Origin of the sequence: Petroclostridium xylanilyticum (assembly GCF_002252565.1) — a bacterium.
Lineage (GTDB): Bacteria > Bacillota > Clostridia > SK-Y3 > SK-Y3 > Petroclostridium > Petroclostridium xylanilyticum.
Map to the genome: position 1 here is coordinate 396632 of NZ_NPML01000013.1, position 22891 is coordinate 419522.

The following is a 22891-nucleotide window of genomic DNA, read 5'->3' on the forward strand; positions in this document are numbered from 1 at the left end:
TCAAAACTTTTTAAATTTCCAGGCGTATTTAATATTTTTGAAGAATATAGTTAACATTCTTCACAGCACTTTTTCTCATACTCCCGCTCGGCCTGGGACTTCCTGAGATAGAAAGGTGCAAAAGTCAAATAGCTTTCTGTCTCACCCCTGTGTGCTTTTTGAAGAGCCAGCTCCGCTATAGAGGACGCCTTCTGCATTCTACAGCTTACGGGAGCAAATTCGCAAAGCTCTCCCAGCTCGCTGATCAGTTTGTCTTGAAATACCCTCACGCCATCTCCTGTAAACATTACTTTTTCATTTTTTTCTCTTAATTCATTGATAAGTTGCTCAATAGATAATGCACGATAATTTTCTACAATATAAAAAGTTTTATCTATCCATTTATACAGTGAGTTGTATACCTGTTCTCTCTTTGCGTCCATAATTGGACATATCAAATATTTGCAAAAAGGCAAGTTAAAAGCCAGTCCATCTAAAGTGGATATCCCAATAACAGGCTTGTTTACTGCATGAGCAAGTCCTTTGATGGTAGCCACGCCAATCCTAAGCCCTGTAAAGGAACCCGGTCCACTGGCTACAGCAAATACGTCAATATCACTAACTTTTAATTCCGCACTATGAAGAATTTCTTTTATGATAGGCATTAGCTTTTGTGAATGAGTTTTCTTATGATTAAGAATATATTCTCCTATTAATCTATCATCATCCATTATTGCTGCAGTTGCAACAATAGAGGATGTATCTACTGCAAGCACTTTCAAAACTGTCAACTCCCTTTTAGTGGGGAGTGGATAGTGGGGAGTTTTTTTATTCTCTCCCCACTATCCACTCCCCACTGTCCACCTGATTTATTATTTCTACATATCTACTGCCAACTGCCTCTATAAATATTTCCCTGCAATTTTCGCCCTTGTCAAGGACTTTCCTTATGTCCACTTTCAAGTATGAAAGCGGTAAAATTTCTTTAATATTATCTGCCCATTCTATGATGGATATGCCGTCACTATAAATGTACTCTTCAAATCCTATTTCAAACATTTCATCTATATCATTAATCCTATATACATCAAAGTGATAGACAGGCAGTTTCCCATTGTATTCATTTACAATTGTAAATGTTGGACTGGTAACATGCTCTTTCACACCCAAGGCTTTAACCAGCCCTTTTGTAAAAGCAGTCTTTCCCGCCCCTAAGTCTCCACCAAGGCAAACCACGTCTCCCGGTCTTAAATGGACACCTGCTTTATATGCAATATTTTCTGTCTCTTGAGGAGAATTGCTAATCATTTTAACCTTATGATTATCCATTAAAATCCCTGCACCACCTCAATTAAAATAATCCTCGGATTTTTCCATTTTCATCAATATCCATTTTCTCTGCCATCGGTTCTTTTGGAAGTCCGGGCATGGTCATGATATCACCGGTGAGTACCACAATAAACCCTGCTCCGGCAGAAACTTTTACTTCTTTTACTGTTACGGTAAATCCTTCTGGTCTCCCCAACAGGGCTGGATCATCTGAAAGGGAATATTGTGTCTTTGCCATACATATGGGCAGTCTGTCATAGCCTAATAATTCTAATTGCTTAATAGCTTTTTCAGCTCCAGAGGTATAAACAACACCTTGCCCACCGTAAATTTGAGTTACAATGGTATTTATTTTTTCCTTGATGGGAAGTTTTTCATCATATAAAAATTTAAAATCTGAAACGGTGGTATTAATTACTTTTTCTACTTTGTTTGCCAGGTCAATGCCTCCCTCTCCACCTTTAGCAAACACTTCCGATATTGCACACTCTACTCCCATCTCTGCACAATATCTCTGTATGTATTCAATCTCATCCCGGGTATCGGTATCAAAGTAGTTTATGGAAACAACCACCGGAACGCCAAACCCTTTCATATTTTCGATGTGTTTTCCCAGGTTTGCAATTCCTTTAGCCAATGCATCAAGATTTTCAAGCTTGAGGTCTGCTTTAGGTACTCCTCCGTTATACTTTAGTGCTCTCACCGTTGCCACAATAACAATAGCATCAGGCTTTAAGTTTCCGTATCTACATTTAATATTTAAAAATTTCTCTGCCCCAAGGTCTGCTCCAAATCCTGCTTCTGTAATTACATAGTCAGCTAACTTCAATGCCAGCTTAGTCGCAGCGATACTGTTGCACCCATGGGCAATATTTGCAAACGGGCCCCCATGCATGAAACAAGGGGTGTTTTCCAATGTTTGTACAAGATTAGGCTTAATTGCATCTTTTAACAGCAGTGTCATTGCCCCGTCAACTTTCAAATCTTTAGCTGTCACAGGCCGATTATCATAAGTATATCCTATGATAATCCTTCCTAATCTATTTTTCAGGTCCATTAAATTTTCTGCGAGGCATAGGATAGCCATAACTTCTGAAGCAACCGTTATCATAAATCCATCTTCCCGCGGTACTCCATTTATTTTACCACCCAGGCCAACTACAATATTTCTTAGCGCCCTGTCATTCATGTCCAGCACTCTTTTCCATAAAATCTGGCGAGGGTCTATTCCCAGCTTGTTTCCTTGCTGGATATGGTTGTCAATGACTGCTGATAGCAAATTATGTGCAGAAGTGATGGCATGCATATCACCGGTAAAGTGCAGATTAATATCTTCCATAGGTACAACCTGCGAGTATCCTCCTCCGGCTGCCCCTCCCTTTATCCCCATTACAGGCCCTAATGAAGGTTCTCTTAATGCTATAACAGCCTTTTTCCCTATCCTGTTCATTGCCTGTCCCAGTCCAACCGTGGTGGTCGTTTTGCCCTCTCCTGCAGGCGTCGGATTAATTGCAGTGACAAGAATTAATTTACCATCCGGACGATCCTTTACTCTTTCCCACAGCTGTTCGGTAACTTTGGCTTTATACTTTCCGTAGTATTCCAATTCCTCTTCATATATCCCCAACACTTCGGCAATATGGCGTATATGCCTCATTTTAGCCTGCTGCGCGATTTCTATATCAGTTAACATATTCTCACCCTTCACATTTATTTCTATATTGGACACACTAAAAATTTTACATTAACTACTACACCCACTTTTGTGTTTCGCATTGACTTTATTCATAAACCTCTGTATATCAATAATAAACCTCTCATGGGTTCCTTCACCAATTTTTTCTCTTTGGTCGAAGGCTTCCACCTTAAAGACCAATCTTCGATTATCTACTTCTAAAAGTTCCGCCTGGGCATAAACCTTCATGCCCAATGGTGTTGCTGCTATATGGGATATATCCACTTTTGTTCCTACAGTGGCTTGTCCTTCTTCCAGGTAAGGCTGCACACATTTTGCTGCTGCCTGCTCCATTATGGCAATCATCATAGGTGTTGCAAAAACTTCTACTGAACCGCTGCCTACTTTTTTAGCACTTACTTCTTCGGTTACAGCCATTTCTATTTTTTCACTCAATCCAGGTTTTAATTTATCATTCATTCTTTTCCACCACCAAACTATAGTTCTTAACACATTTAGAATTATTTTATCATATTGTCCCTAACTTATCCAATATTTTTTGAACAGTTCTTCTTATTTGAGTAATAAAAAATCTGTGGAGATTTTCCACAGATTTTTTATTGGTTATTATTTTCTTCTTTATTTTCTTCATCCTTCTCTGCACTTGCAAAAATTTCCTCGAACTCCGGTCCGTCCAGCTTTTCTTTTTCAAGAAGTGCCTGTGCAACCTTATGAAGCTTGTGAATATTCTGTTCCAGGAGTTGCTGACATTTTTTATATGCGCTGTCGATGATATTTCTGATTTCTTCGTCAATCTCGGCAGCTACATGCTCACTAAAGTTCCTGGACTGTGCAAGATCCCTTCCGATGAAAACCTCATCCTGTTCAGAACCAAAAGTCATAGGACCTAATCTTTCACTCATACCGTATTTGGTAACCATTTTTCTGGCAATATTTGTCGCTCTCTGAATATCGTTGGAAGCACCGGTGCTGATATCGTCCAGTACTAATTTTTCAGCTACCCGGCCTCCAAGAAGTTCTATAATATCTTCTATCATTTCGGTCTTGGAAACATAATATTTATCTTCTTTAGGAAGGGATAGTGTGTATCCTCCCGCTCTTCCTCTTGGAATAATAGACACCTGATGCACTGGATCCTGGGTAGGAAGCAGCTTCGCAATGACAGCATGCCCTGCTTCATGATAAGCTGTTAATCTTCTTTCCTTTTCACTTATCACTCTTGTTCTCTTTTCCGGGCCAGCTATTACTTTTATAACAGCTTCTTCAACCTCTTGCATATTAATCTGTTTTTTATTACGTCTCGCTGCAAGTAATGCAGCCTCATTCATTAGATTCTCCAGGTCTGCCCCAGTAAAACCGGGCGTTGTCTTTGCCAGTACCGATAAATCTATATCGGAACCTAGCGGCTTTCCTTTTGAATGTACTTTCAGTATCTCTTCTCTTCCTTTAACATCGGGAACACCTACTACAACCTGCCTGTCAAAACGTCCAGGCCGAAGTAATGCAGGGTCCAAAATATCAGGCCTGTTGGTTGCGGCAATGATGATAACCCCTTCATTAACACCAAAACCATCCATTTCTACTAATAATTGGTTTAATGTTTGTTCCCTTTCATCGTGTCCGCCACCAAGACCGGCTCCTCTATGTCGGCCTACAGCATCAATTTCATCTATAAACACGATACAAGGTGCATTTTTCTTGGCTTGTTCAAACAAATCCCTCACCCTGGAAGCACCTACACCGACAAACATTTCAACGAAATCAGAACCACTGATACTGAAGAAAGGAACACCAGCTTCTCCGGCTACTGCTTTAGCGAGCAAGGTTTTACCGGTTCCCGGAGGCCCTACCAATAATACACCTTTTGGGATTCTGGCGCCAAGTTCAACAAACTTTTTAGGTGCTTTTAAAAATTCTACAATCTCCTTTAGTTCTTCTTTTTCTTCGTCTGCTCCTGCAACATCATCAAATGTTACTTTCTTTTTATCGTCAGTAGCCAGCTTCGCCCTGCTTTTCCCAAAAGACATAACCCTACTGCCGCCGCCACCTTGGGACTGCTGTAAAAAGAATACCCAAAAGAGTATAAAGATAACAACCAATCCCAATGTAGGTAATATGGTTATCCACCATGGAGGCGTTGGAGGTTCTTGATGATTTACTCTAAGTTTTCCCGCTGATTGTTGTGCTTTAAGTTCTTCTCCTACATCTCTATATAAAATATCTACATCCGGAATTGTTACCTCTATCTTTGAATTATCCAATTGTGTTGCTATCGCTTTATGGTCTATGATTTCCAACTCTTTTACCTGGCCGGCTTGAATTAATCTTACCAGGTCTGAATAAACCTTTTGTTCTGTCTTATTGGGCAAGTTATATAAAGTAAAGATCATTAAAATTACTACAAAGAGTAGTATATAGAAACTTATGCCCTTGAAGTACTTCTTCAATAAACTCCCTCCTCAATAACCACTACGTCCATATGCGGTCATTCTTAATAGTCGTATGTTATAATATATTAACACAAGTATCCGAAAAAAACAACTAATTTTGCTTTACACCTATTAATATTCACAATAAGTTTACAATTCAATTTATAATTTTCAGTATTTTACTAGATGATAGCCGGTCTAGTCTTTCTTCATATAAACCTCAGATTTTAAAACACCTACAAAAGGAAGATTCCTATATTTTTCAGCGTAATCCAGTCCATACCCTACTACAAATTCATCGGGAATATCAAATCCTTTATAATCAACATGCACTTCCGCCTGTCTTCTCGCCGGTTTATTTAAAATAGTGCAAATTTTTACGCTTTTCGGTCCCCTTGAAATTAGAAGTTCTTTTAAATACTTTAATGTTAATCCACTATCAATAATATCTTCTACAATTAGTATGTCCTTACCTTCAATATCTGTTTCAAGATCTTTTAATATTCTCACAACTCCGGAAGTAGATGTTGATGCACCATAGCTGGATACAGCCATAAAATCTATTTCGACCGGGATACTTATTTCCCTTATTAAATCAGTAGTAAACATTACACCGCCTTTCAGCACGCATACAACCATTAACCTTTTTCCTCTGTAGTCTTCGCTGATTATTTTTCCCAATTCTTTTGTTTTTTCCTGTAACTGCTCCTGTGTAATTAAAACTTTTGCTATATCATTCAACATTTGTATCTCCTCCTGAAAATTGAATAATGAGTACATCTGCAGTTTTGTTAGTACATTTATATTTGTCATTTATTCTATACCCGACAACCCAAAGTATATCTTTGTCAGTTGCCACAATCGGTACCTTATCCCTTTTATTCCTTGGAACCTTTAAATCTATAAAAAAATCCTTCAATTTTTTAGTCCCGTCCATTCCCAGAGGTGTAAATTTATCCCCGGGTAATCTATTCCTAATATATATTTCCTCATTTATTACATTATAATCAAAAGCTTTTGTAAAATCATTTAATTCTATATTTTTCAAATTTTCTTTGGCTGACACATAGGCTGTGACAGTCATGTTTATTTCTTTAATAAAAATTTGTTGATCTAATTTTAATGGATAATAAAAACTGTTATTCTTTTTATCTGAATCTCCTTTTCTAAACAGGTAAACATCATTATAAACGATCTCCATTCTTAACCCTTCAGGAAGATCCAAGGCTTTCCCTATATTTTTACCAGTGTTCTTTCCATTGACCATCTGTACAATTTCTTCAATATGTTTGTACTCTATATTTGCAGTATTTCCTTTTAAAATGTCAATGGCTTTCCTGATAACTCTTCTCTGGATTGCAAGGTGCTGATTTAGCAAAAATGTTACCGGAATATAAATGCCTTTGGAATCAGCCCTCAATTGCTTTTCAATCATATTATTTACAAAGTCCTTAATAAAATCATTATCTTCCCTAATCAATTCAGCTGTTTTCGCAGCAGTTTGTATAAATCCGGAGTTATGCTCTTTTATAATATATGGTATTAGATCAAGCCTTATTTTATTTCTGGTATATATTGATTTTAAATTAGTTTCATCCAGGCGGGGATTTAATCCATTTTCTTGACAGTACTGTTCTATAGCCTCCCGGCCGGTTTCCAGCAATGGCCGCACTACTCCATCCTCTCTAACCGGCTTAATTCCAGAAAGCCCCTCCAAACCCGTTCCACGGATAAATCGCATTAAAACTGTTTCCGCCTGATCATTCATGTTTTGCGCTACAGCTATTTTACGGGCCCCAACCTGCCTGGCAATTTTAAAAAAAAATGCATACCTTTCTTCCCGCCCAGCAACTTCCTCTGAAATAGCTCTTTCCTTTGAAAGCTGCCGAATATCAACTGATTTGATATATACTGGCACCTGTAACTTTTCACACAATTCCTTAACGTAGGCAGCATCCTGCTCAGCAGCCTGTCCTCTTAACTGATGATTCAAATGGGCCGCATACAGCTTGATTTGATACTCATCCTTAAGTAAATTTAGTACATGCAAAAGGCAGACCGAATCCGGTCCTCCGGAGACACCCACTACAATTTTGTCTCCGTTTTGGAACATACTGTATTTATTTATAGTTTGTCTTACTGTGTTAATAACATTGTTCATTATCTTTATTTTCTACCCTCAACATTGTCAGTTTTTGCTTATACCTACACAGGACGCATCCCTTCTTCCTGCTAAACCGGACTTTTTTGTGGTTTCGGTTTTACTCCCCACTCCCCACTGTCCACTCCTCACTATTTTCATATTATCAGTTATGTATTCTCTCCAAATTTGCAAACTTCGTATACTGTCCCAACCACACCAATTCTACAGTACCCGTTGAGCCATTTCTGTGTTTTGCTATGATGCATTCTGCAATATTTTTCTTATCAGTATCAGGATTATAATAGTCATCCCTATACAGAAACATTACTATATCCGCATCCTGTTCTATCGCCCCGGATTCTCTTAAATCACTAAGTACTGGCCTGTGGTCTGCTCTTGACTCTGGAGCACGGCTTAACTGGGATAGTGTAATCACAGGTACATTAATTTCTTTTGCTAAAATCTTTAAGGACCTTGAAATCTCTGAGATCTCCTGCTGACGATTTTCAATTTTCCCTCTGCCCTGTATAAGCTGCAAGTAGTCGATTACTACCAATCCTAAATTTTTTTCTAGCTTTAGTCTTCTGCATTTTGCACGCATCTCTGCAATAGAGATTCCCGGAGTATCATCAATATAAATCGGAGCTTCTGAAAGCGGGCCAATTACCCTCGCTAACTTTGGCCAGTCCTCGTCCTGTAACTCTCCGGTTCGTATTTTCTGGCTTTCTATTAATGCTTCGGACCATAGCATCCTGTTTACCAACTGCTCCTTAGACATTTCCAGGCTAAAAATAGCTACAGGTACATTTGCGTGCACTGCAGCATACTGCGCAATATTTAATGCAAAACTGGTTTTTCCCATTGCCGGCCGTGCCGCAATCAAAATAAGGTCGGATGGATGCAGTCCGGCAGTTTTATGGTCCAAATCTATAAACCCAGTTGGTATTCCAACAATTTTTCCTTTATTTTTATACAACTCTTCAAGCTTATCAAAACTCGCTATCAATACATCCCTAATAGAACTGAAACCTTGAGAATTCCTTTTTTGAAGAATATCAAAAATTCTTTTTTCTGCCTGATCCATTATGTATGAAACTTCATCCGCAGCCTCATAGCTCAAATTTGCGATATCGGCAGATGCTTTTATCAGTTTTCTTAATATCGATTTTTCTTCAACAATTTTTGCATAATATTTGACATTGGCAGTCGTGGGAATAGCTGTAGCAATTGCTGTTAGATATTCAATACCTCCCACCGATTCTAAAGTACCCCGAAGCTTTAGTTGTTCAGTAAGCGTAATCAAATCCACAGGGTCGTTCCTGTCAAAAAGGTCCATCATTGCGTCAAAAATCTCTTTATGGTCCTCCCTATAGAAGTCATCACTTTTTATAATTTCAATAACAGTAGCAATAGCTTCCCTATCTATCAGCATTGCGCCTAATACCGACTGTTCTGCTTCAAGACTATAAGGTGGTATTCGCCCTAATGGTATATCCATAATTTCACTCCATTATGATAATTGGAAATCTATATAAATTGCATTTAATGCATTTTATATCATTTTTCTTCAATCACATTTACTTTTATCTTGCTGGATACTTCAGGATAAACTTTAATCTCAACCTCCATCGCCCCTAAAACTTTTATAGCTTCCGGAAGATTGACTTTTCTCTTGTCTATTTCAATCTTGTGCTGTTCCTTTAACTTATCGACTATGTCTTTGCTGGTGATTGAGCCAAATAGCTTTCCATTTTCTCCAGCTTTGGCTTTAATAGTTACAGTTACTTTCGAAAGTTTTTGTGCCAATTCTTTTGCTTCTGCCAGTTCCTTTTCTTTTTTATATGCTTGTGCTGCCTTCTGACCTTGCATAACATTTAAGTTCGATTTGGTAGCTTCTATTGCCAAACCTTTAGGCAGCAAATAGTTTCTTGCATACCCATCACTAACATTCACTAAATCTCCTTTTTTTCCATGTCCTTTAACATCGGCTTGTAGTATTACTTGCATGTTTGTTCCCTCCTATAGTCTCAATTCTTCTCATTCATCTCTTCAAAATACTGTTCTATCGCCAGCTTAAGCTTCTGACGTGCAGTTTCAACGGAAGTGTCAGGCATCTGTGCTCCTGCAACCGTTAAATGTCCCCCTCCGCCAAGCTTTTCTAAAATTACCTGCACATTAATGTCTCCCAAGGACCGGCCACTGATGATGGTTTCCCCATTCACCTTACACATTACAAAAGAAGCCGCAATCCCCGTTATATTCAAAAGCTCATCAGCAGCCTGAGCAATAATCAGCTGTGCATTTTTTGTATTCTCAGGACATACCGAAATAGCAATGTTGCCTCTAAGAATCTCTGCAGCCTTCACAATATCCGCCCTGGCAATAAAAGTATCCAGGTCATTCTGAAACAATTGTTTTACAGACGTTGTATCTACCCCGGCTCTTCGCAGGAAAGAGGCAGCCTCAAATGTTCTTACCCCCGTCTTAAATAGGAAATTTTTAGTATCAACCGCTATGCCTGCATAGAGTGCTTCTGCTTCTATTGTATTTAATTTTACTTTTTCTTCCATGTACTGGAGAATTTCAGTTACCATTTCACAGGTAGAAGAGGCATAGGGCTCATGATAAGTTAATACAGCATTTTCAATAAATTCAACACCTCTCCGGTGGTGGTCAATTATTACAATGTGACTGGTTTCTTTTAATAGCTCCGGACATTCCGTAAAACTCGTACGGTGCGTATCAACTACAATAACCAAAGTTTTATCGGTAACCATGTCCATGGCTTGACTCCTGGATATAAATACATCGTTGTATTCCTCTGCTTTTTCCAGTCGTAACAGTAAATTATTAACCGTTGGATTAAACGAGCTTAGTACGATATATGCATTTTTTCCCTTATTTTTAACGCCCCTGTACAATCCAATAGACGCACCTACCGAATCTATATCGCCATGCTGGTGTCCCATAATCATAACCTGGTCAGCCTGTGAAATCAACTCCCTAAGTGCATAGGCAACAACCCTCGCCTTTACCTTTGTACGCTTTTCTAATTCTTTTGTTTTTCCACCGAAAAATTTGAGCCGGTCCCCATCTTTTATTACAACTTGGTCCCCACCTCTTCCCAACGCAATGTCAATTGCAGCTCTTGCATAAACATCATTTTCCAGAATGCTGCTGCCATTTAATCCAATACCGATACTGAGCGTTACAGGAATCTTATTTCCAATATTTATTTCTCTAATATTATCGAGTATATCAAACTTTTTTTCCTCAAACTTACTTAAATATTTATTTTCGAACAGGAAAATATATTTATCTCTTTCAAACTTCTTTAAAATACCACCTGTAAAGGAAATCCAATTATTTAGTCTCCTGTCTATCTCCGCTAAAACCTGCGGCCTGGTTACGTCTTCTGTGCTTTGCATTACTTCATCATAGTTGTCAATCATAATAATGCTCTCAACATACTTCTCGTCCCTATATTTATTTTCCAAGCTTTTTAGCTGGGTATTATCAATCCAGTAAAGTACAATCATATAGTTAGACTCGGGAGCAGAGTCCACTTTAACTACATTTCCCAATATATGATAATATCTCCCTTCATAAGTAAGGTCCAACGAAATATCATCTTTATTCTCTATTAGCTTTGATGGCTGCAGCTCTTTTATAAAAAACTGTATAGGTTTTTCAAAAAGTTCCTGCCCCTGAAATATCTTCCCAAAACTAGGATTATACCATGTAATGATACCGTGCAGATTTAATACAACCATGGGCAAAGGAAAATGTAAAAGAGTATCTTTAGTAGCAGAATCTACATGAAACGTCAAATTTTCAATGTATTTAGTAATTTCTCTGGTGGTAAGGCTTCTATTTCTCGCATTATAATATAATAGATAGCAAAAAATTAAAAGCCCAATGACAGTAATAATCCAATGACCATAGAACGCTAAAATACCTATATAAACAAATATGATCCACAAGTAAAGACTCACACCGGGAACAAGTATTCTATAAAATTTCTTATTGTCCATGATTCTCTCCCTTATGTCCTAACTTTCTAAAATCAAACGTACTATCTATTAAAGCTAATATAATAAGTGCGTTTAATGGATGCAGCAAGGGTATTACAACTCCCAGCAACGTAGTTATTGCAAAAACTATTATGTATATTATTACCCTTACATAGCCGGGAATACCTGCTTTTTTTACAAAAAAATCCAAAACCGACAACCCACAAACCATTAATATCACAGATAATATGAATGTAATATTTGCAAGGGCAGCAGAAATAGTTACTTCATTAATAGTGATTGATAAAATAAAAGATAGCACAAAAACAACAGCTGTTCCCCTGTTGACTTTTAATTCAAAAAACCTGGGCAGATATCGATAGTCATACCCAATGCGGTTTAATATGGATTTTGATAATATAAGAGTAATATACCCGAAGAGAGTCGAAGAAACAATAAAGAAACTGGGAATCAGAAGGCCTACGATATCTTTTAATATCGTCAGTCCGCCAGCATACACCTGATTATTCCCTAATGCCTTAGCTACTTCATTAAGATCCTTTTCCGCCTGGGCAAAAAATTCTGTTACAGGTTCTATTATTAACTTATCAATTAGGTTAATACCTTCGATGTTATTTATCAATAATATTGTAGCCAATAAGGAAACTAAGTAGGCACCGGAGGAAAATATAAATAACTTATTAAATTCCCATTTGCTCTTCAAACCGTAACCTAAGGCTAAACCCGCAAAACAAAAACTAAACAAGGTAGTTGTAGCAACAATAATTTCCCCTGTCAACAAAATAATAAGTATATAGCAAGCAGCAATTGACAATATAGCTATTTTCTCACCTGCTTTAATGGTCAATATTACTAGAGGTATAGCACTTAAAAATATTGTAAAAACCATCAATCCAGGGACATAGAGACCTGCCGCTGCAAAAAATGTCATTATTGCAGTGAGGTACGCAGCTTCAAGCAATCTTTTCGTATCCCAATTATAACTCATTATCAGAACTCCTTCATACCGCTTATATAGTTCACAGTTCTCAGTTCACAGTAGTAAACGATTTAATAGCTTTTACTGTGAACCGTAAACTTATTGACTTTATCTGCCATGCAAAATCATTATCAGTAAATATAAATAAATAAAAATTTAAAATAACAAAGAATTTTTACTTTCTAAAATTTCCGTTTAATTTATTGTTATTCCTGGTAGAATGCAAATGCTTTGAAAGTTCAGACAGATCTCCATACCATTTCTCCAATTCATGGTTCTCCAAAATTCCCAGCTTTAACTTATTCTCCATTTTTAGATCAACAGTATTGTAACTTATACCTAACCTTTTAGCCAGCAAATAACATATAACGATTAAATTAGATAATGTGTCTGCCAGAATATCTTGTGCATCATCTTTAACACCGTTTACCAATTCTTTAAAAAGCGCTGCAATATCGGTTAAAAGCTCACTTTTGAGCCATTCAATCATTTTAATATTGCGGGTAATGTCAATCTCCCTATCGAAAAAACCCATACTTTTCACCTCTTCACTGCTATAGCCATAGTATATTATACCATCCAGTAGCATAATTTACAATCGGCAATATAGTGGCGAACAGAGAACTGTCAATTGTCAATTACATTTGCCGGGTACGATCCCAACATCTTAAAAAACGAAGTTTTCCTTTTAATCATTGTTAAAGCATCTCTTACGTCATCATCCTGCCAGTGACCCTCTATATCTACAAAAAATATATAATTTCCCAGGCTGTTCTTGGCCGGTCTGGACTCAATCTTAGTCATATTGATATCCCATAAGTTTAGAATCTGTAGGATTCTATACAGGCTTCCCGGTTTGTTATCAGTAGAAAATATTATAGAAGTTTTATCACTCCCGGTTTTTTCCGAACACTGATGAGATAATACGATAAACCGCGTAACATTCGAGTCGGTATCCTGGATAGATTCATATATAATTTTCAAATCATATTCCTCCGCTGCTTTTTGAGCTGCAATTGCAGCCCATCCTTCATTAGCAGAAGCTACCTGCTGAGCTGCTTGAGCTGTACTATAGGTATATTGGACAGGTGTATTGGGAAAATGCCTGTTTAAAAATTCCCTGCACTGGCCTATTGCCTGTGGATGGGAAAGAATAAGAGATATGTTGCTTCCCTCTTTCCGGACCATCAGATTGTGCGTTATAGGAATTACGATTTCCTTTTTAATTGTCAAATCTACATCCCAGGCCAGCATATCTAAAGTAGTATTAACTGCTCCTTCTATCGAATTTTCAATAGGAACTACAGCTTCATCAACCTTCCTGTCATTTACCGCAAGAATCAACTCAGCGATATTTGTATACTGAGCAATCTCTGCCTCCATACCTTTTACATAAATCTCTGCAGCCTGTTGTGAAAATGTACCCCTTGGACCCAGATAACCAATTTTCATGCAAATCTACTCCTTGACTTTATGATAATATTCATTCTATATGCCCGGGATTAGATTGTCAAATATATTTAAATATTCATCAACCAAATTAAATTCACCCTAAAAATTGCGGCGAATAATAAATTAATAAAACCAGTGCAAATGCACTGGTTTTATTAATTTATTATTCAGATGTATATGGTAATAAAGCAATTTGTCTTGCTCTCTTAATTGCTTGAGTAAGTTGTCTCTGATGCTTCGCACAGTTTCCGCTGATTCTTCTTGGAAGAATCTTGGCTCTTTCAGAAATGTACCTTCTAAGTCTTGAAACATCTTTGTAATCTATAGACTCAACTTTATCAATACAAAAAGCACATACTTTTTTCTTTGCTCTTCGGCCTCTGTTTGGCTTTTCTTTCTTTTCGGTCATTCTCCTAACCTCCTTACATTTTTATTTAACGCACTTTAAAAAGGAAGATCATCATCTGAATCTATCGGCATGAATCCTTCAATATCATGAGAATTATTATCACCGAATACTGCATTAACTTTGTTATCATTGTCACGTTTACTATCTGCAAAATAGGCCTCATCGACAACAACTTCAGTAACATAATGCCTTCTGCCTTCCTGGTCATCCCATGTTCTGGTTTGAAGACTTCCTGATACAGCAATCATTCTACCCTTGGCAAAATACTTGCTGACAAACTCGGCAGTATTCCTCCAGGCAACAACCTGAATAAAATCAGTTTGTCTTTGCTCCCCCTGCCGCGCAAAGTTTCTATCGACAGCGATGGTAAAACTGCACACAGGTATGTTACTGGCTGTATATCGAAGCTCTGGATCTTTGGTAAGTCTTCCCATAAGTATTACCTTATTTAGCATTTTTTGACACCTACCTTACAAATAGTTACTCATCCTTTTTAATAACAATAGCTCTTACAATTCCATCTGTGATTTTGTACACTCTCTCCAATTCCTGTACAAATGAAGGCTCTGCGCTGAAATTGATTAAAACATAATAACCTTCATTCAAATCATTAATTGTATATGCAAGTCTTCTCTTGCCCCATTCGTCAACATTTTCAACTTCTCCTGCTGACGCAATTAATGATTTAAACTTTTCAACAAGCCCTGTAATTTCTTCCTCACCGAGGTTAGGATTAATTATAAAAATGGTTTCATACTTGTTTACAACTTTAATCATTACTTTCACCTCCTTCTGGACTTACGGCCCTAACTGTATTGTTAGAGCAAGGACTCTTTTGCAGCACTACCACAATTTATCTTACGAAATAGTATTATATTCTATTATAGAGCTGATGTCAAGGAAAAACAAAATTACGCTTTCCCGGAGCAGCCGAACAATCTCATCTTTGCCTTTACAACTTTTTTCATTTCTTCCTTTGCAGGACCGCAAATCTTTCTTGGGTCATATTCTTCAGGTTTATTGACAATAACGGATTTTACACCTTCAGTAAAAGCAACCCTTACATCAGTATCAATATTAATCTTATTTACACCAAGGGAAACTGCTCTCTGGATAGCTTCATCCGGAACTCCCGATGCCCCATGAAGAACGATAGGTATATTTACAAGTTTCTTGATTGTATCCAATCTTTCAAAATCCAGCTTGGGTTCGCCTTTATATTTGCCATGAGCAGTTCCGATAGCAATGGCTAAATAGTCTACCCCTGTTTCTTTAACAAACTTCACTGCTTCATCAGGATGAGTAAGTCTTGCATCCTTTTCATCAACACTGATGTTATCTTCCACTCCACCTAATCTTCCTAATTCAGCTTCTACTGAAACGCCACATGCATGGGCAATTTTAATAATTTCTTTTGTCACTGCAATATTCTCATCCAACGGATGATGAGATCCATCAATCATAACAGAAGTCCATCCATTTCTGATACAGCTTATGATTGTTTCATATGTAGTTCCATGGTCTAAATGAAGTGCTACAGGTACACTTGCCTTATTTGCAGCAAGATGAACCATTGCGCTAAGATACTCTGCACCGGCATATTTTATGGCTCCTTCTGAAGTTTGAATAATGACCGGAGATTTCTCTTCTTCTGCTGCAGCGATAACAGCCTGGAGTATTTCCATATTGTTAACATTAAATGCTCCAACAGCATAGCCTTCCTTGTGGGCCTTGTCAAGTATTTGTTTTCCTGTTACTAACATCAATTCTACCTCCTAAGTTTTTGCATATATTCATGTATAATCAATGCGCTGTCGCGCTTTGAAGCTCTCATATTGACCGTACCGGTTTCCGTGAGCTATTTCATAAACGTCCTGACACAGGATAATGCTGTCTCTTTTCAAGGTCTGCTTTAAATCCTGATTTGTGCATGCCTTTATAACTTCATAAGTAAAACATTTACTACACATAAGTTCTATTCTATCATAATGTATTTGCAATTCAATATCGTAATTGCCACATTGACAAAAGAGATTACCTTCTTCAGCAATATCATGAACCTTATCAATAGTATGCAGCATAACGGTACTATTTATAAAATAATTATCATATCCAATATCATTCATTAGCTTGTCCATCTGCATTTCATACCGGTCTAAAGCCTGCCTGACCGCATCGTCATTGCCAATGAAGCACAACTCCATTTTAGTTTTGCTGCATTTAAAGTTTATAATTTCTTTCGTCCATAACGCTTTATAGTTGACAACGTAAGAATGTACTTTATTACATGCAATACAGGGAATAATGATCGTATATTCCCTGTTATCTCTTGTTACAATTTTAACAAATGATTGACCACAACTACATTCAATAGTATACTCTTTTTTCCCCGAAAAGTCAAAGATAGAAATATAGTTAAATTCTATTAATCCGCAAACAGGGCATTTATATGCAATTGTATTTAACCAATTAACTATCATTCGCCCCACCTCATTTGTTCAATCCAATATATCAATTCTTAATATAATATTCTTCATTTAATAAAAAAATCCTGCATGAAAATTAAAAAAGTAAAATGAAAAAAATAATAGATTAAGCTTTTTAGTTTAGCCTTCAGCTTAATCTATTACTAATCTGCTGTCTTTATCTTGCCCACTTCATAGACCTCTCAACTGCCCTTTTCCAGTTTAAGTACTTATCTTCCTTAATGCTTTTTTCCATCTTAGGTTGAAAAACTTTATCCGACACCCATCTTTTTTGAATATCCTGTTTATCTCTCCAGAACCCTACTCCCAAACCTGCAAGATATGCTGCGCCTAATGCAGTAGTTTCTATAACTTTCGGTCGGTTCACTGCTACACCTAGAATGTCAGCCTGGAATTGCATTAAAAATGGGCTGACACTGGCACCACCATCCACCTTTAATTCTTTTAATTTTATTCCTGAGTCTGCCTCCATTGCCTCAAGCACATCTCTGCTTTGATATGCAATTGATTCAAGTGTTGCCCGAATGATGTGTTCTCTCTTAGTTCCCCTGGTTATTCCAACAATGGTTCCTCGAGCGTACATATCCCAATATGGCGCTCCCAACCCTGTGAAGGCTGGTACGACATATACCCCGGCCGTGTCCGGAACTTTTTCTGCTTCAATGTCACTTTGAGGAGCACTTTCAATCAACTTCAGCTCATCCCTGAGCCATTTAATAGACGCTCCTGCATTAAATACGCTTCCCTCCAACGCATATTCAACCTTACCGTCAATTCCCCATGCAATAGTAGTTAATAAATTGTTCTTAGATTGAACCGGAGTGAATCCTGTATTCATAAGAATAAAACAGCCTGTGCCGTAGGTATTTTTTGCTGAACCCTGTTCAAAGCATGCCTGCCCAAATAGTGCCGCCTGCTGGTCTCCTGCAATTCCGGAGATAGGAATTTGTGCCCCTCCAAAGGTATAAGGATCCGTAACACCGTATTGACAGCTTGACGATTTTACTTCCGGCAGCATGGAAGCAGGAATATCCAATTCTTTTAATAGATTTTCGTCCCATTTCATTTGTTTTATATTATACAGCATAGTCCTTGAAGCATTTGTATAATCTGTGACATGTACTTTACCTCTGGTTAGATTCCAAACCAGCCAAGTATCTATTGTGCCAAATAACAGCTCACCCTTTTGTGCTTTTTCTCTCGCTCCTTCGACATTATCAAGCATCCATTTAATTTTTGTACCTGAGAAATAAGCATCTACTACAAGCCCCGTATTTTCTTTAATATATTGTTCCAGACCTCTTGTCTTTAATTCGTTACAAATTTCTGCTGTTCTCCGGCACTGCCAAACAATAGCATTATGAATTGGTTTTCCGGTATTCTTATCCCAAATTACTGCAGTTTCTCTTTGGTTTGTAATACCAATTGCGGCTACTTCCTGCGGCTTCACCCCGGTTTTTTCTAAAACTTCCCTGGCAACACCACTTTGTGTTCCCCAAATCTCCATAGGATCATGTTCAACCCAACCCGGTTGAGGATAGTATTGGGTAAATTCTTTTTGAGCCACGCCAACAATTTTTCCATCTTGATCAAACAAAATTGCCCTTGAACTTGTAGTACCCTGATCCAGCGCCATCACATACTTTTTTTCCATTTTCCTTCATCCCCTTTTGTATTTAAGAGTTTTTAGCCGCATTCCTTCTTGCATGCCCGAGTGTAATATTTTAAGGTTACACCGCCATTTGTACGTTCCTGCCGCGTTTTTCTTCTGCCTTTCTGATATCAACATTCCTTGTTGCAACAATATTTACATCAGTATCCAAAATATTTTCCACCACTATATCTCCGATACAAACAGGAGCGTTTACTTGAACATTATTGATAACTTTCATGCATCTTAAAATCAAATCTTTCGGAAGAGGCTTATCTGATTTTACCGAAACCAATGGAAACTGGCCACCTTTAACTTTTACGGTAGTTGTTAGCATTCTTGTAGGATTTGTGCATTCCGATTGACCATAAGCAATTCCCCGTTTGCATCCATAGCCTTGCACATCGCCTACTCTGCCATCCTCAAGAGTTACTTCCAGGCTGCATCCAAGAGGGCAAACGATACAGGTTAGATTCCTTTTTGTCTTCATAGATAATCCTCCTTATATTATACATTAAACATTGTCCAGTAGAACAGTAATTTCACTGTTATCTTTCATCTTTTCCATTATTTCTTTGGTTAACTTTATACTTTCCATTTCTCCAGGAGCAACTTTTACTTTTTTAGCTGAATAAATAGTTTCATCTCCGCATCTTACTAGGACCTTAGCATTTTTATAAATATCCGTGACTCTGAAAAACAGTTTGTTTTCTTCTTGGACCAGATGTTTGCGGATCAGTTGTGGTACAACATACCGTATCCCTTTACCTGCAACAGTCCTGATACTCTGAGTTTCTTCTATTTTTTGATTATTTTCATTACCCAGGATATATCGAGCTGCACATCTTCCTGCCAATCTGCTTTCCTGTGTAACATAGTCTACCAGGTCATGCACATGCACTACATTTCCACATGCAAATATCCCACCAATAGAGGTTTCCATCGATTCATTCACAACCGGCCCAGAAGTTACAGGGTCAATTTTTATTCCTGCACCCCGGGACAATTCATTCTCTGGAATTAGCCCAACCGACAATAAAAGGGTATCACATTCCACATATTCACGGGTTTCCGGGATAGGCTTCCTGTTTTCATCCACCTTTGCAATCACTACACCTTCCAGTCTCTCTTTCCCATGTATTTCAACGACCGTATGACTTAACCGGAGAGGTATATCATAATCTTCAAGACATTGAACAATGTTTCTGGTTAATCCTCCGGAATAAGGCAGAAGTTCACAAACCATTTTTACTTGTGCACCTTCCAAGGTCATACGCCGTGCCATAATGAGGCCAATATCGCCCGATCCTAGAATAACTACCTTTTTACCCGGAAGGTATCCTTCCATATTTACAAACCTTTGGGCCGCTCCTGCCGTATAGATTCCTGCCGGCCTCATGCCGGGAATATTCAATGCGCCTCGGGTCCGTTCCCTACAGCCCATTGCCAGCACGATAGCTTTCGCTTTCAACTTTGCCAGCCCATCTTCGCTGTTTACAGCTGTTATTATTTTATCCTCGGTTATATCCAACACCATTGTATTTAACTTGAACTCTATCCCCATCTTTTGTACCTGATCAATGAATCTCCACGCATACTCCGGCCCGGTTAGCTCTTCACCAAAAATATGCAGGCCAAAACCATTATGAATGCACTGCTGAAGGATTCCACCCAACTCTTTGTCCCTTTCAATGATTAATATGTTTTTTACTCCGTTATTGTAAGCTTCTATGGCAGCAGCCAGACCGGCAGGTCCGCCACCTATTACAGCTAAATCAACTTCTCTCATTTTTATTCACTCCTTAGCACTCTGATCTAACACATAAGATTCCCTGCTACTTTGTTTTACCTACCAAAATCCTGGAATTTCCACCCATTTTTGTTACCTCTTCCATCGGAATACTCAACTCTCTTGATAGTATTTCAACTACTCTGGGTGCACAGAAGCCTCCCTGGCATCTTCCCATTCCAGCCCTTGTCCGTCTCTTTACACCATCCAGATTTCTCGCTCCGGCAGGCCTGTTGATGCAATCTACAATTTCACCCTCAGTTACCGTTTCGCAGCGGCAAATAATTCTGCCATATCTCGGGTCTTTCTTTATAAGCTCAGCCCTTTGTTGGTCATTCATTTCACGGAATCGGTGTACAGGCTTTCTGATAGGATTAAAATTCTTCTTTTGTACCATCGCTACGCCTATAGATTTTAAAATATCTACAACATATTCTGCAATTGCGGGGGCTGCAGATAGCCCTGGAGATTCAATACCTGCTACATTTATAAATCCCTTTACCTTGTTTGACTCCCCGATAATAAAATCGCCTGTAGAAGGAGTAGCCCTTAAACCGGCAAAAGATGTTATAACTTCACGGACATTAAATGATGGTACTGATTTCATAGCGCCTTTGACAACTTCATTTAATCCCAAATCGGTTGTAGAGATGTCTTCCTTATCATCTATATCTTCTGCATTTGGACCAATTAGTAAGTTTCCGTCAACAGTAGGTGTAACAAGTATACCTTTTCCCATTTTAGAGGGCGTTTGAAATACAACCGTATGGACAACATTACCCTGGTTTTTATCTAGAAGGAGGTATTGCCCTCTTCTAGGCTTGATAGAAAAGCCCTCTTCCCCAACCATAGCCGATATGGTATCTGCATAAAGGCCGGCTGCATTTATAACGTACTTGCATTTTATTTCTTCATGTTGAGTAACCAGTATAAACTGTCCGTTTTCAACTTTTATATCTTTTATTTCACATTCAAGTTTAAGTTCCACACCATTTGATACAGCATTTTCAGCAGCACCCAGCGTCAATTCATAGGGACATACAATTCCTCCGGTTGGTGCGTAAAGCGCTCCAACAACCTGATCTGAAATATTTGGTTCCATACTTTTGACTTGCTCTTTATTTAGCACTTCAAGGTCTGGAACGTCATTTTCCAGTCCTCTCTTGTAAAGCTTGTGTATTTCCTCCATATCCTCTTTATTAAACGCCAGTACAAGTGAGCCTATCCTTTTGAATGGTACATCCAATTCCTTGCAGATCCGTCCCATGAGCTTGTTCCCATGTACATTTAACCTTGCTTTAAGACTTCCCTGCTTGGCATCATAGCCTGCGTGCACAATTGCACTGTTTGCTTTACTTGTCCCCATTGCTACATCAGCTTCTTTTTCAACCAGGCAAACCTTAAGATTATACCTTGAAAGTTCCCTTGCGATAAGCGAACCTGTCACACCGGCACCTATAATCGCTATATCATAAACCATTTTCTTCCCCCCTGACTTAATAAAAAAAGCCACACCAAAACAGAGGTTTTACCCCTCTATTTTAATGTGACTCCAATTCTCCACACATTTTTATATTCATTTAATTTAATTATACTATATTATAATCTAAAATACAATAGTTAAAATGAATGGACATACCGGGAGTTTGACAGTTGAATAAAGAAAAAATTCCTGAAAGCCTTGAAATAGGCTTATTTTTTTGTCAATTTTTTTATTTTTGTATATCGCACTTTCTCGCACTGTGTTATAATATAAGTATAGGAGGCGATATTATAAATGAGACTTAAGGTTACAAAATCTAAAAATTCAACTTCGCTTTATGTTATTAAATCTATTTATAACAGCAAAACTCAATCAAATTCCTCCAAGATCGTTGAGAAGCTTGGAACCGAAGCTGAACTAAGAGAAAAACTCAATGGCGCAGATCCGTATGAATGGGCTAAAGAATATATTAGAAAATTAAATGAAAAGGAAAAGGAACAAACACGAAAAATACTTGTTCCTTTTCAGCAGTCTAAAATTATTCCAAAAGATGAGCAACGCTCTTTTAACGGTGGTTATCTATTTCTTCAAAAAATATATCACGAACTTGGACTTCACAAGATTTGCAAGGAGATTTCACGAAAGTATAAATTTGATTTTGACTTGGATTCAATACTTTCCAGGTTAATCTACGGTAGAGTGATCTTTCCATCCTCTAAACTTGCTACATATGAGCTTTCTAAAAAATTTATCGAGCAGCCGAATTTTGATTTGCATCAAATATACAGAGCTCTTGAATTCCTTGCTAAGGAGACAGATTTTATCCAGTCCTCCTTGTATGAAAACAGCCTGAAGGTTTCCAAAAGAAATACAGGTATTCTTTACTATGATTGCACCAATTACTTTTTTGAAATTGAACAGGAGGATGGCAACAAGCAATATGGTCCTTCTAAAGATCACAAACCCAATCCGATCATTCAAATGGGACTGTTTATGGACGGAGATGGAATCCCTCTGGCTTTCAGCATCGTA

General features: G+C 37.9%; 23 protein-coding genes. 1 reads left to right on the forward strand and 22 read right to left on the reverse strand.

The features are described 5' to 3' along the window. Window positions 1–50: 50 nt before the first annotated feature. From tsaB to CIB29_RS09750, 22 genes are all read right to left on the reverse strand, one after another. Window positions 51–755 (reverse strand): tRNA (adenosine(37)-N6)-threonylcarbamoyltransferase complex dimerization subunit type 1 TsaB, encoded by a 705-nt coding sequence (tsaB, locus tag CIB29_RS09645; RefSeq protein WP_242965149.1) that lies wholly within the window; start codon window positions 753–755, stop codon window positions 51–53. 52 nt (window positions 756–807) lie between these two features. After that, complete coding sequence (gene tsaE, locus CIB29_RS09650) at window positions 808–1308, reverse strand: tRNA (adenosine(37)-N6)-threonylcarbamoyltransferase complex ATPase subunit type 1 TsaE (RefSeq protein ID WP_242965133.1); 501 nt, start codon at window positions 1306–1308, stop codon at window positions 808–810. Window positions 1309–1330: 22 nt separating this feature from the next. Next, the gene (locus tag CIB29_RS09655; protein WP_094549112.1) at window positions 1331–3001 is read right to left on the reverse strand and encodes a formate--tetrahydrofolate ligase; all 1671 of its coding nucleotides are present in this window, start codon (window positions 2999–3001) and stop codon (window positions 1331–1333) included. Between the two features lie 51 nt (window positions 3002–3052). Continuing rightward, complete coding sequence (locus tag CIB29_RS09660) at window positions 3053–3463, reverse strand: thioesterase family protein (protein ID WP_094549114.1); 411 nt, start codon at window positions 3461–3463, stop codon at window positions 3053–3055. Between the two features lie 137 nt (window positions 3464–3600). Then, window positions 3601–5451, reverse strand: coding sequence for an ATP-dependent zinc metalloprotease FtsH (gene ftsH / locus CIB29_RS09665; RefSeq protein ID WP_198543817.1), 1851 nt, complete (start codon window positions 5449–5451; stop codon window positions 3601–3603). A 180-nt stretch (window positions 5452–5631) separates the two neighbouring features. After that, the gene (gene hpt, locus CIB29_RS09670) at window positions 5632–6177 is read right to left on the reverse strand and encodes a hypoxanthine phosphoribosyltransferase (protein WP_094549115.1); all 546 of its coding nucleotides are present in this window, start codon (window positions 6175–6177) and stop codon (window positions 5632–5634) included. After that, window positions 6167–7594, reverse strand: coding sequence for a tRNA lysidine(34) synthetase TilS (gene tilS, locus CIB29_RS09675; RefSeq protein ID WP_094549117.1), 1428 nt, complete (start codon window positions 7592–7594; stop codon window positions 6167–6169). The genes hpt and tilS overlap by 11 nt, the downstream gene beginning before the upstream one ends. Before the next feature lie 145 nt (window positions 7595–7739). Beyond that, window positions 7740–9074: a replicative DNA helicase gene (gene dnaB, locus CIB29_RS09680; RefSeq protein ID WP_094549119.1), complete on the reverse strand. Its 1335-nt coding sequence runs from the start codon at window positions 9072–9074 to the stop codon at window positions 7740–7742. Window positions 9075–9133: 59 nt separating this feature from the next. Further along, the gene (gene rplI / locus CIB29_RS09685; protein WP_094549121.1) at window positions 9134–9583 is read right to left on the reverse strand and encodes a 50S ribosomal protein L9; all 450 of its coding nucleotides are present in this window, start codon (window positions 9581–9583) and stop codon (window positions 9134–9136) included. 20 nt (window positions 9584–9603) lie between these two features. Then, complete coding sequence (locus CIB29_RS09690; protein WP_094549123.1) at window positions 9604–11610, reverse strand: DHH family phosphoesterase; 2007 nt, start codon at window positions 11608–11610, stop codon at window positions 9604–9606. After that, entirely contained in the window at window positions 11600–12598 is a 999-nt protein-coding gene (locus CIB29_RS09695; RefSeq protein WP_094549125.1) for a DUF2232 domain-containing protein, read from the reverse strand. The genes CIB29_RS09690 and CIB29_RS09695 overlap by 11 nt, the downstream gene beginning before the upstream one ends. A 166-nt stretch (window positions 12599–12764) precedes the next feature. Continuing rightward, the gene (locus CIB29_RS09700; protein ID WP_094549127.1) at window positions 12765–13124 is read right to left on the reverse strand and encodes a MazG-like family protein; all 360 of its coding nucleotides are present in this window, start codon (window positions 13122–13124) and stop codon (window positions 12765–12767) included. 92 nt (window positions 13125–13216) lie between these two features. Continuing rightward, complete coding sequence (pheA, locus tag CIB29_RS09705; protein ID WP_094549129.1) at window positions 13217–14041, reverse strand: prephenate dehydratase; 825 nt, start codon at window positions 14039–14041, stop codon at window positions 13217–13219. A 163-nt stretch (window positions 14042–14204) separates the two neighbouring features. Continuing rightward, entirely contained in the window at window positions 14205–14450 is a 246-nt protein-coding gene (rpsR, locus tag CIB29_RS09710) for a 30S ribosomal protein S18 (protein ID WP_094549131.1), read from the reverse strand. Window positions 14451–14485: 35 nt separating this feature from the next. Then, window positions 14486–14905, reverse strand: a complete 420-nt coding sequence (locus CIB29_RS09715) for a single-stranded DNA-binding protein (protein WP_094549132.1) — start codon at window positions 14903–14905, stop codon at window positions 14486–14488. 25 nt (window positions 14906–14930) lie between these two features. Further along, complete coding sequence (gene rpsF, locus CIB29_RS09720) at window positions 14931–15227, reverse strand: 30S ribosomal protein S6 (RefSeq protein ID WP_094549134.1); 297 nt, start codon at window positions 15225–15227, stop codon at window positions 14931–14933. Between the two features lie 134 nt (window positions 15228–15361). Further along, a complete protein-coding gene (locus CIB29_RS09725) occupies window positions 15362–16216 on the reverse strand; it encodes a class II fructose-1,6-bisphosphate aldolase (protein ID WP_198543818.1) in 855 nt (284 codons plus the stop codon). Window positions 16217–16243: 27 nt separating this feature from the next. Beyond that, a complete protein-coding gene (locus CIB29_RS09730; protein ID WP_094549138.1) occupies window positions 16244–16930 on the reverse strand; it encodes a hypothetical protein in 687 nt (228 codons plus the stop codon). 163 nt (window positions 16931–17093) lie between these two features. Then, entirely contained in the window at window positions 17094–18590 is a 1497-nt protein-coding gene (gene glpK / locus CIB29_RS09735) for a glycerol kinase GlpK (RefSeq protein WP_094549140.1), read from the reverse strand. A 76-nt stretch (window positions 18591–18666) separates the two neighbouring features. Then, window positions 18667–19077 carry a DUF1667 domain-containing protein gene (locus CIB29_RS09740; RefSeq protein ID WP_094549142.1) on the reverse strand — a complete coding sequence of 137 codons (411 nt, stop codon included), beginning with the start codon at window positions 19075–19077 and terminating at the stop codon, window positions 18667–18669. 24 nt (window positions 19078–19101) lie between these two features. Then, complete coding sequence (locus tag CIB29_RS09745) at window positions 19102–20376, reverse strand: NAD(P)/FAD-dependent oxidoreductase (RefSeq protein ID WP_094549144.1); 1275 nt, start codon at window positions 20374–20376, stop codon at window positions 19102–19104. A 46-nt stretch (window positions 20377–20422) separates the two neighbouring features. Continuing rightward, complete coding sequence (locus CIB29_RS09750) at window positions 20423–21856, reverse strand: NAD(P)/FAD-dependent oxidoreductase (protein ID WP_094549146.1); 1434 nt, start codon at window positions 21854–21856, stop codon at window positions 20423–20425. Window positions 21857–22153: 297 nt separating this feature from the next. Here CIB29_RS09750 and CIB29_RS09755 point away from each other — a divergent pair. Then, window positions 22154–22891: IS1634 family transposase (locus tag CIB29_RS09755; protein WP_423241298.1), on the forward strand; the 738-nt coding region annotated here is incomplete at its 3' end.

Coding starts and splice junctions, on each gene's coding strand:
- CIB29_RS09715 (WP_094549132.1), bottom strand. CDS start 14,905: ATGCTAAATAAGGTAATACTTATGGGAAGACTTACCAAAGATCCAGAG.
- CIB29_RS09660 (WP_094549114.1), bottom strand. CDS start 3,463: ATGAATGATAAATTAAAACCTGGATTGAGTGAAAAAATAGAAATGGCT.
- CIB29_RS09745 (WP_094549144.1), bottom strand. CDS start 20,376: ATGAGAGAAGTTGATTTAGCTGTAATAGGTGGCGGACCTGCCGGTCTG.
- rpsR (WP_094549131.1), bottom strand. CDS start 14,450: ATGACCGAAAAGAAAGAAAAGCCAAACAGAGGCCGAAGAGCAAAGAAA.
- tsaE (WP_242965133.1), bottom strand. CDS start 1,308: ATGGATAATCATAAGGTTAAAATGATTAGCAATTCTCCTCAAGAGACA.
- CIB29_RS09695 (WP_094549125.1), bottom strand. CDS start 12,598: ATGAGTTATAATTGGGATACGAAAAGATTGCTTGAAGCTGCGTACCTC.
- CIB29_RS09750 (WP_094549146.1), bottom strand. CDS start 21,856: ATGGTTTATGATATAGCGATTATAGGTGCCGGTGTGACAGGTTCGCTT.
- rplI (WP_094549121.1), bottom strand. CDS start 9,583: ATGCAAGTAATACTACAAGCCGATGTTAAAGGACATGGAAAAAAAGGA.
- rpsF (WP_094549134.1), bottom strand. CDS start 15,227: ATGATTAAAGTTGTAAACAAGTATGAAACCATTTTTATAATTAATCCT.
- hpt (WP_094549115.1), bottom strand. CDS start 6,177: ATGTTGAATGATATAGCAAAAGTTTTAATTACACAGGAGCAGTTACAG.
- CIB29_RS09740 (WP_094549142.1), bottom strand. CDS start 19,077: ATGAAGACAAAAAGGAATCTAACCTGTATCGTTTGCCCTCTTGGATGC.
- tilS (WP_094549117.1), bottom strand. CDS start 7,594: ATGAACAATGTTATTAACACAGTAAGACAAACTATAAATAAATACAGT.
- CIB29_RS09700 (WP_094549127.1), bottom strand. CDS start 13,124: ATGGGTTTTTTCGATAGGGAGATTGACATTACCCGCAATATTAAAATG.
- glpK (WP_094549140.1), bottom strand. CDS start 18,590: ATGGAAAAAAAGTATGTGATGGCGCTGGATCAGGGTACTACAAGTTCA.
- pheA (WP_094549129.1), bottom strand. CDS start 14,041: ATGAAAATTGGTTATCTGGGTCCAAGGGGTACATTTTCACAACAGGCT.
- CIB29_RS09730 (WP_094549138.1), bottom strand. CDS start 16,930: ATGATAGTTAATTGGTTAAATACAATTGCATATAAATGCCCTGTTTGC.
- dnaB (WP_094549119.1), bottom strand. CDS start 9,074: ATGGATATACCATTAGGGCGAATACCACCTTATAGTCTTGAAGCAGAA.
- CIB29_RS09655 (WP_094549112.1), bottom strand. CDS start 3,001: ATGTTAACTGATATAGAAATCGCGCAGCAGGCTAAAATGAGGCATATA.
- CIB29_RS09690 (WP_094549123.1), bottom strand. CDS start 11,610: ATGGACAATAAGAAATTTTATAGAATACTTGTTCCCGGTGTGAGTCTT.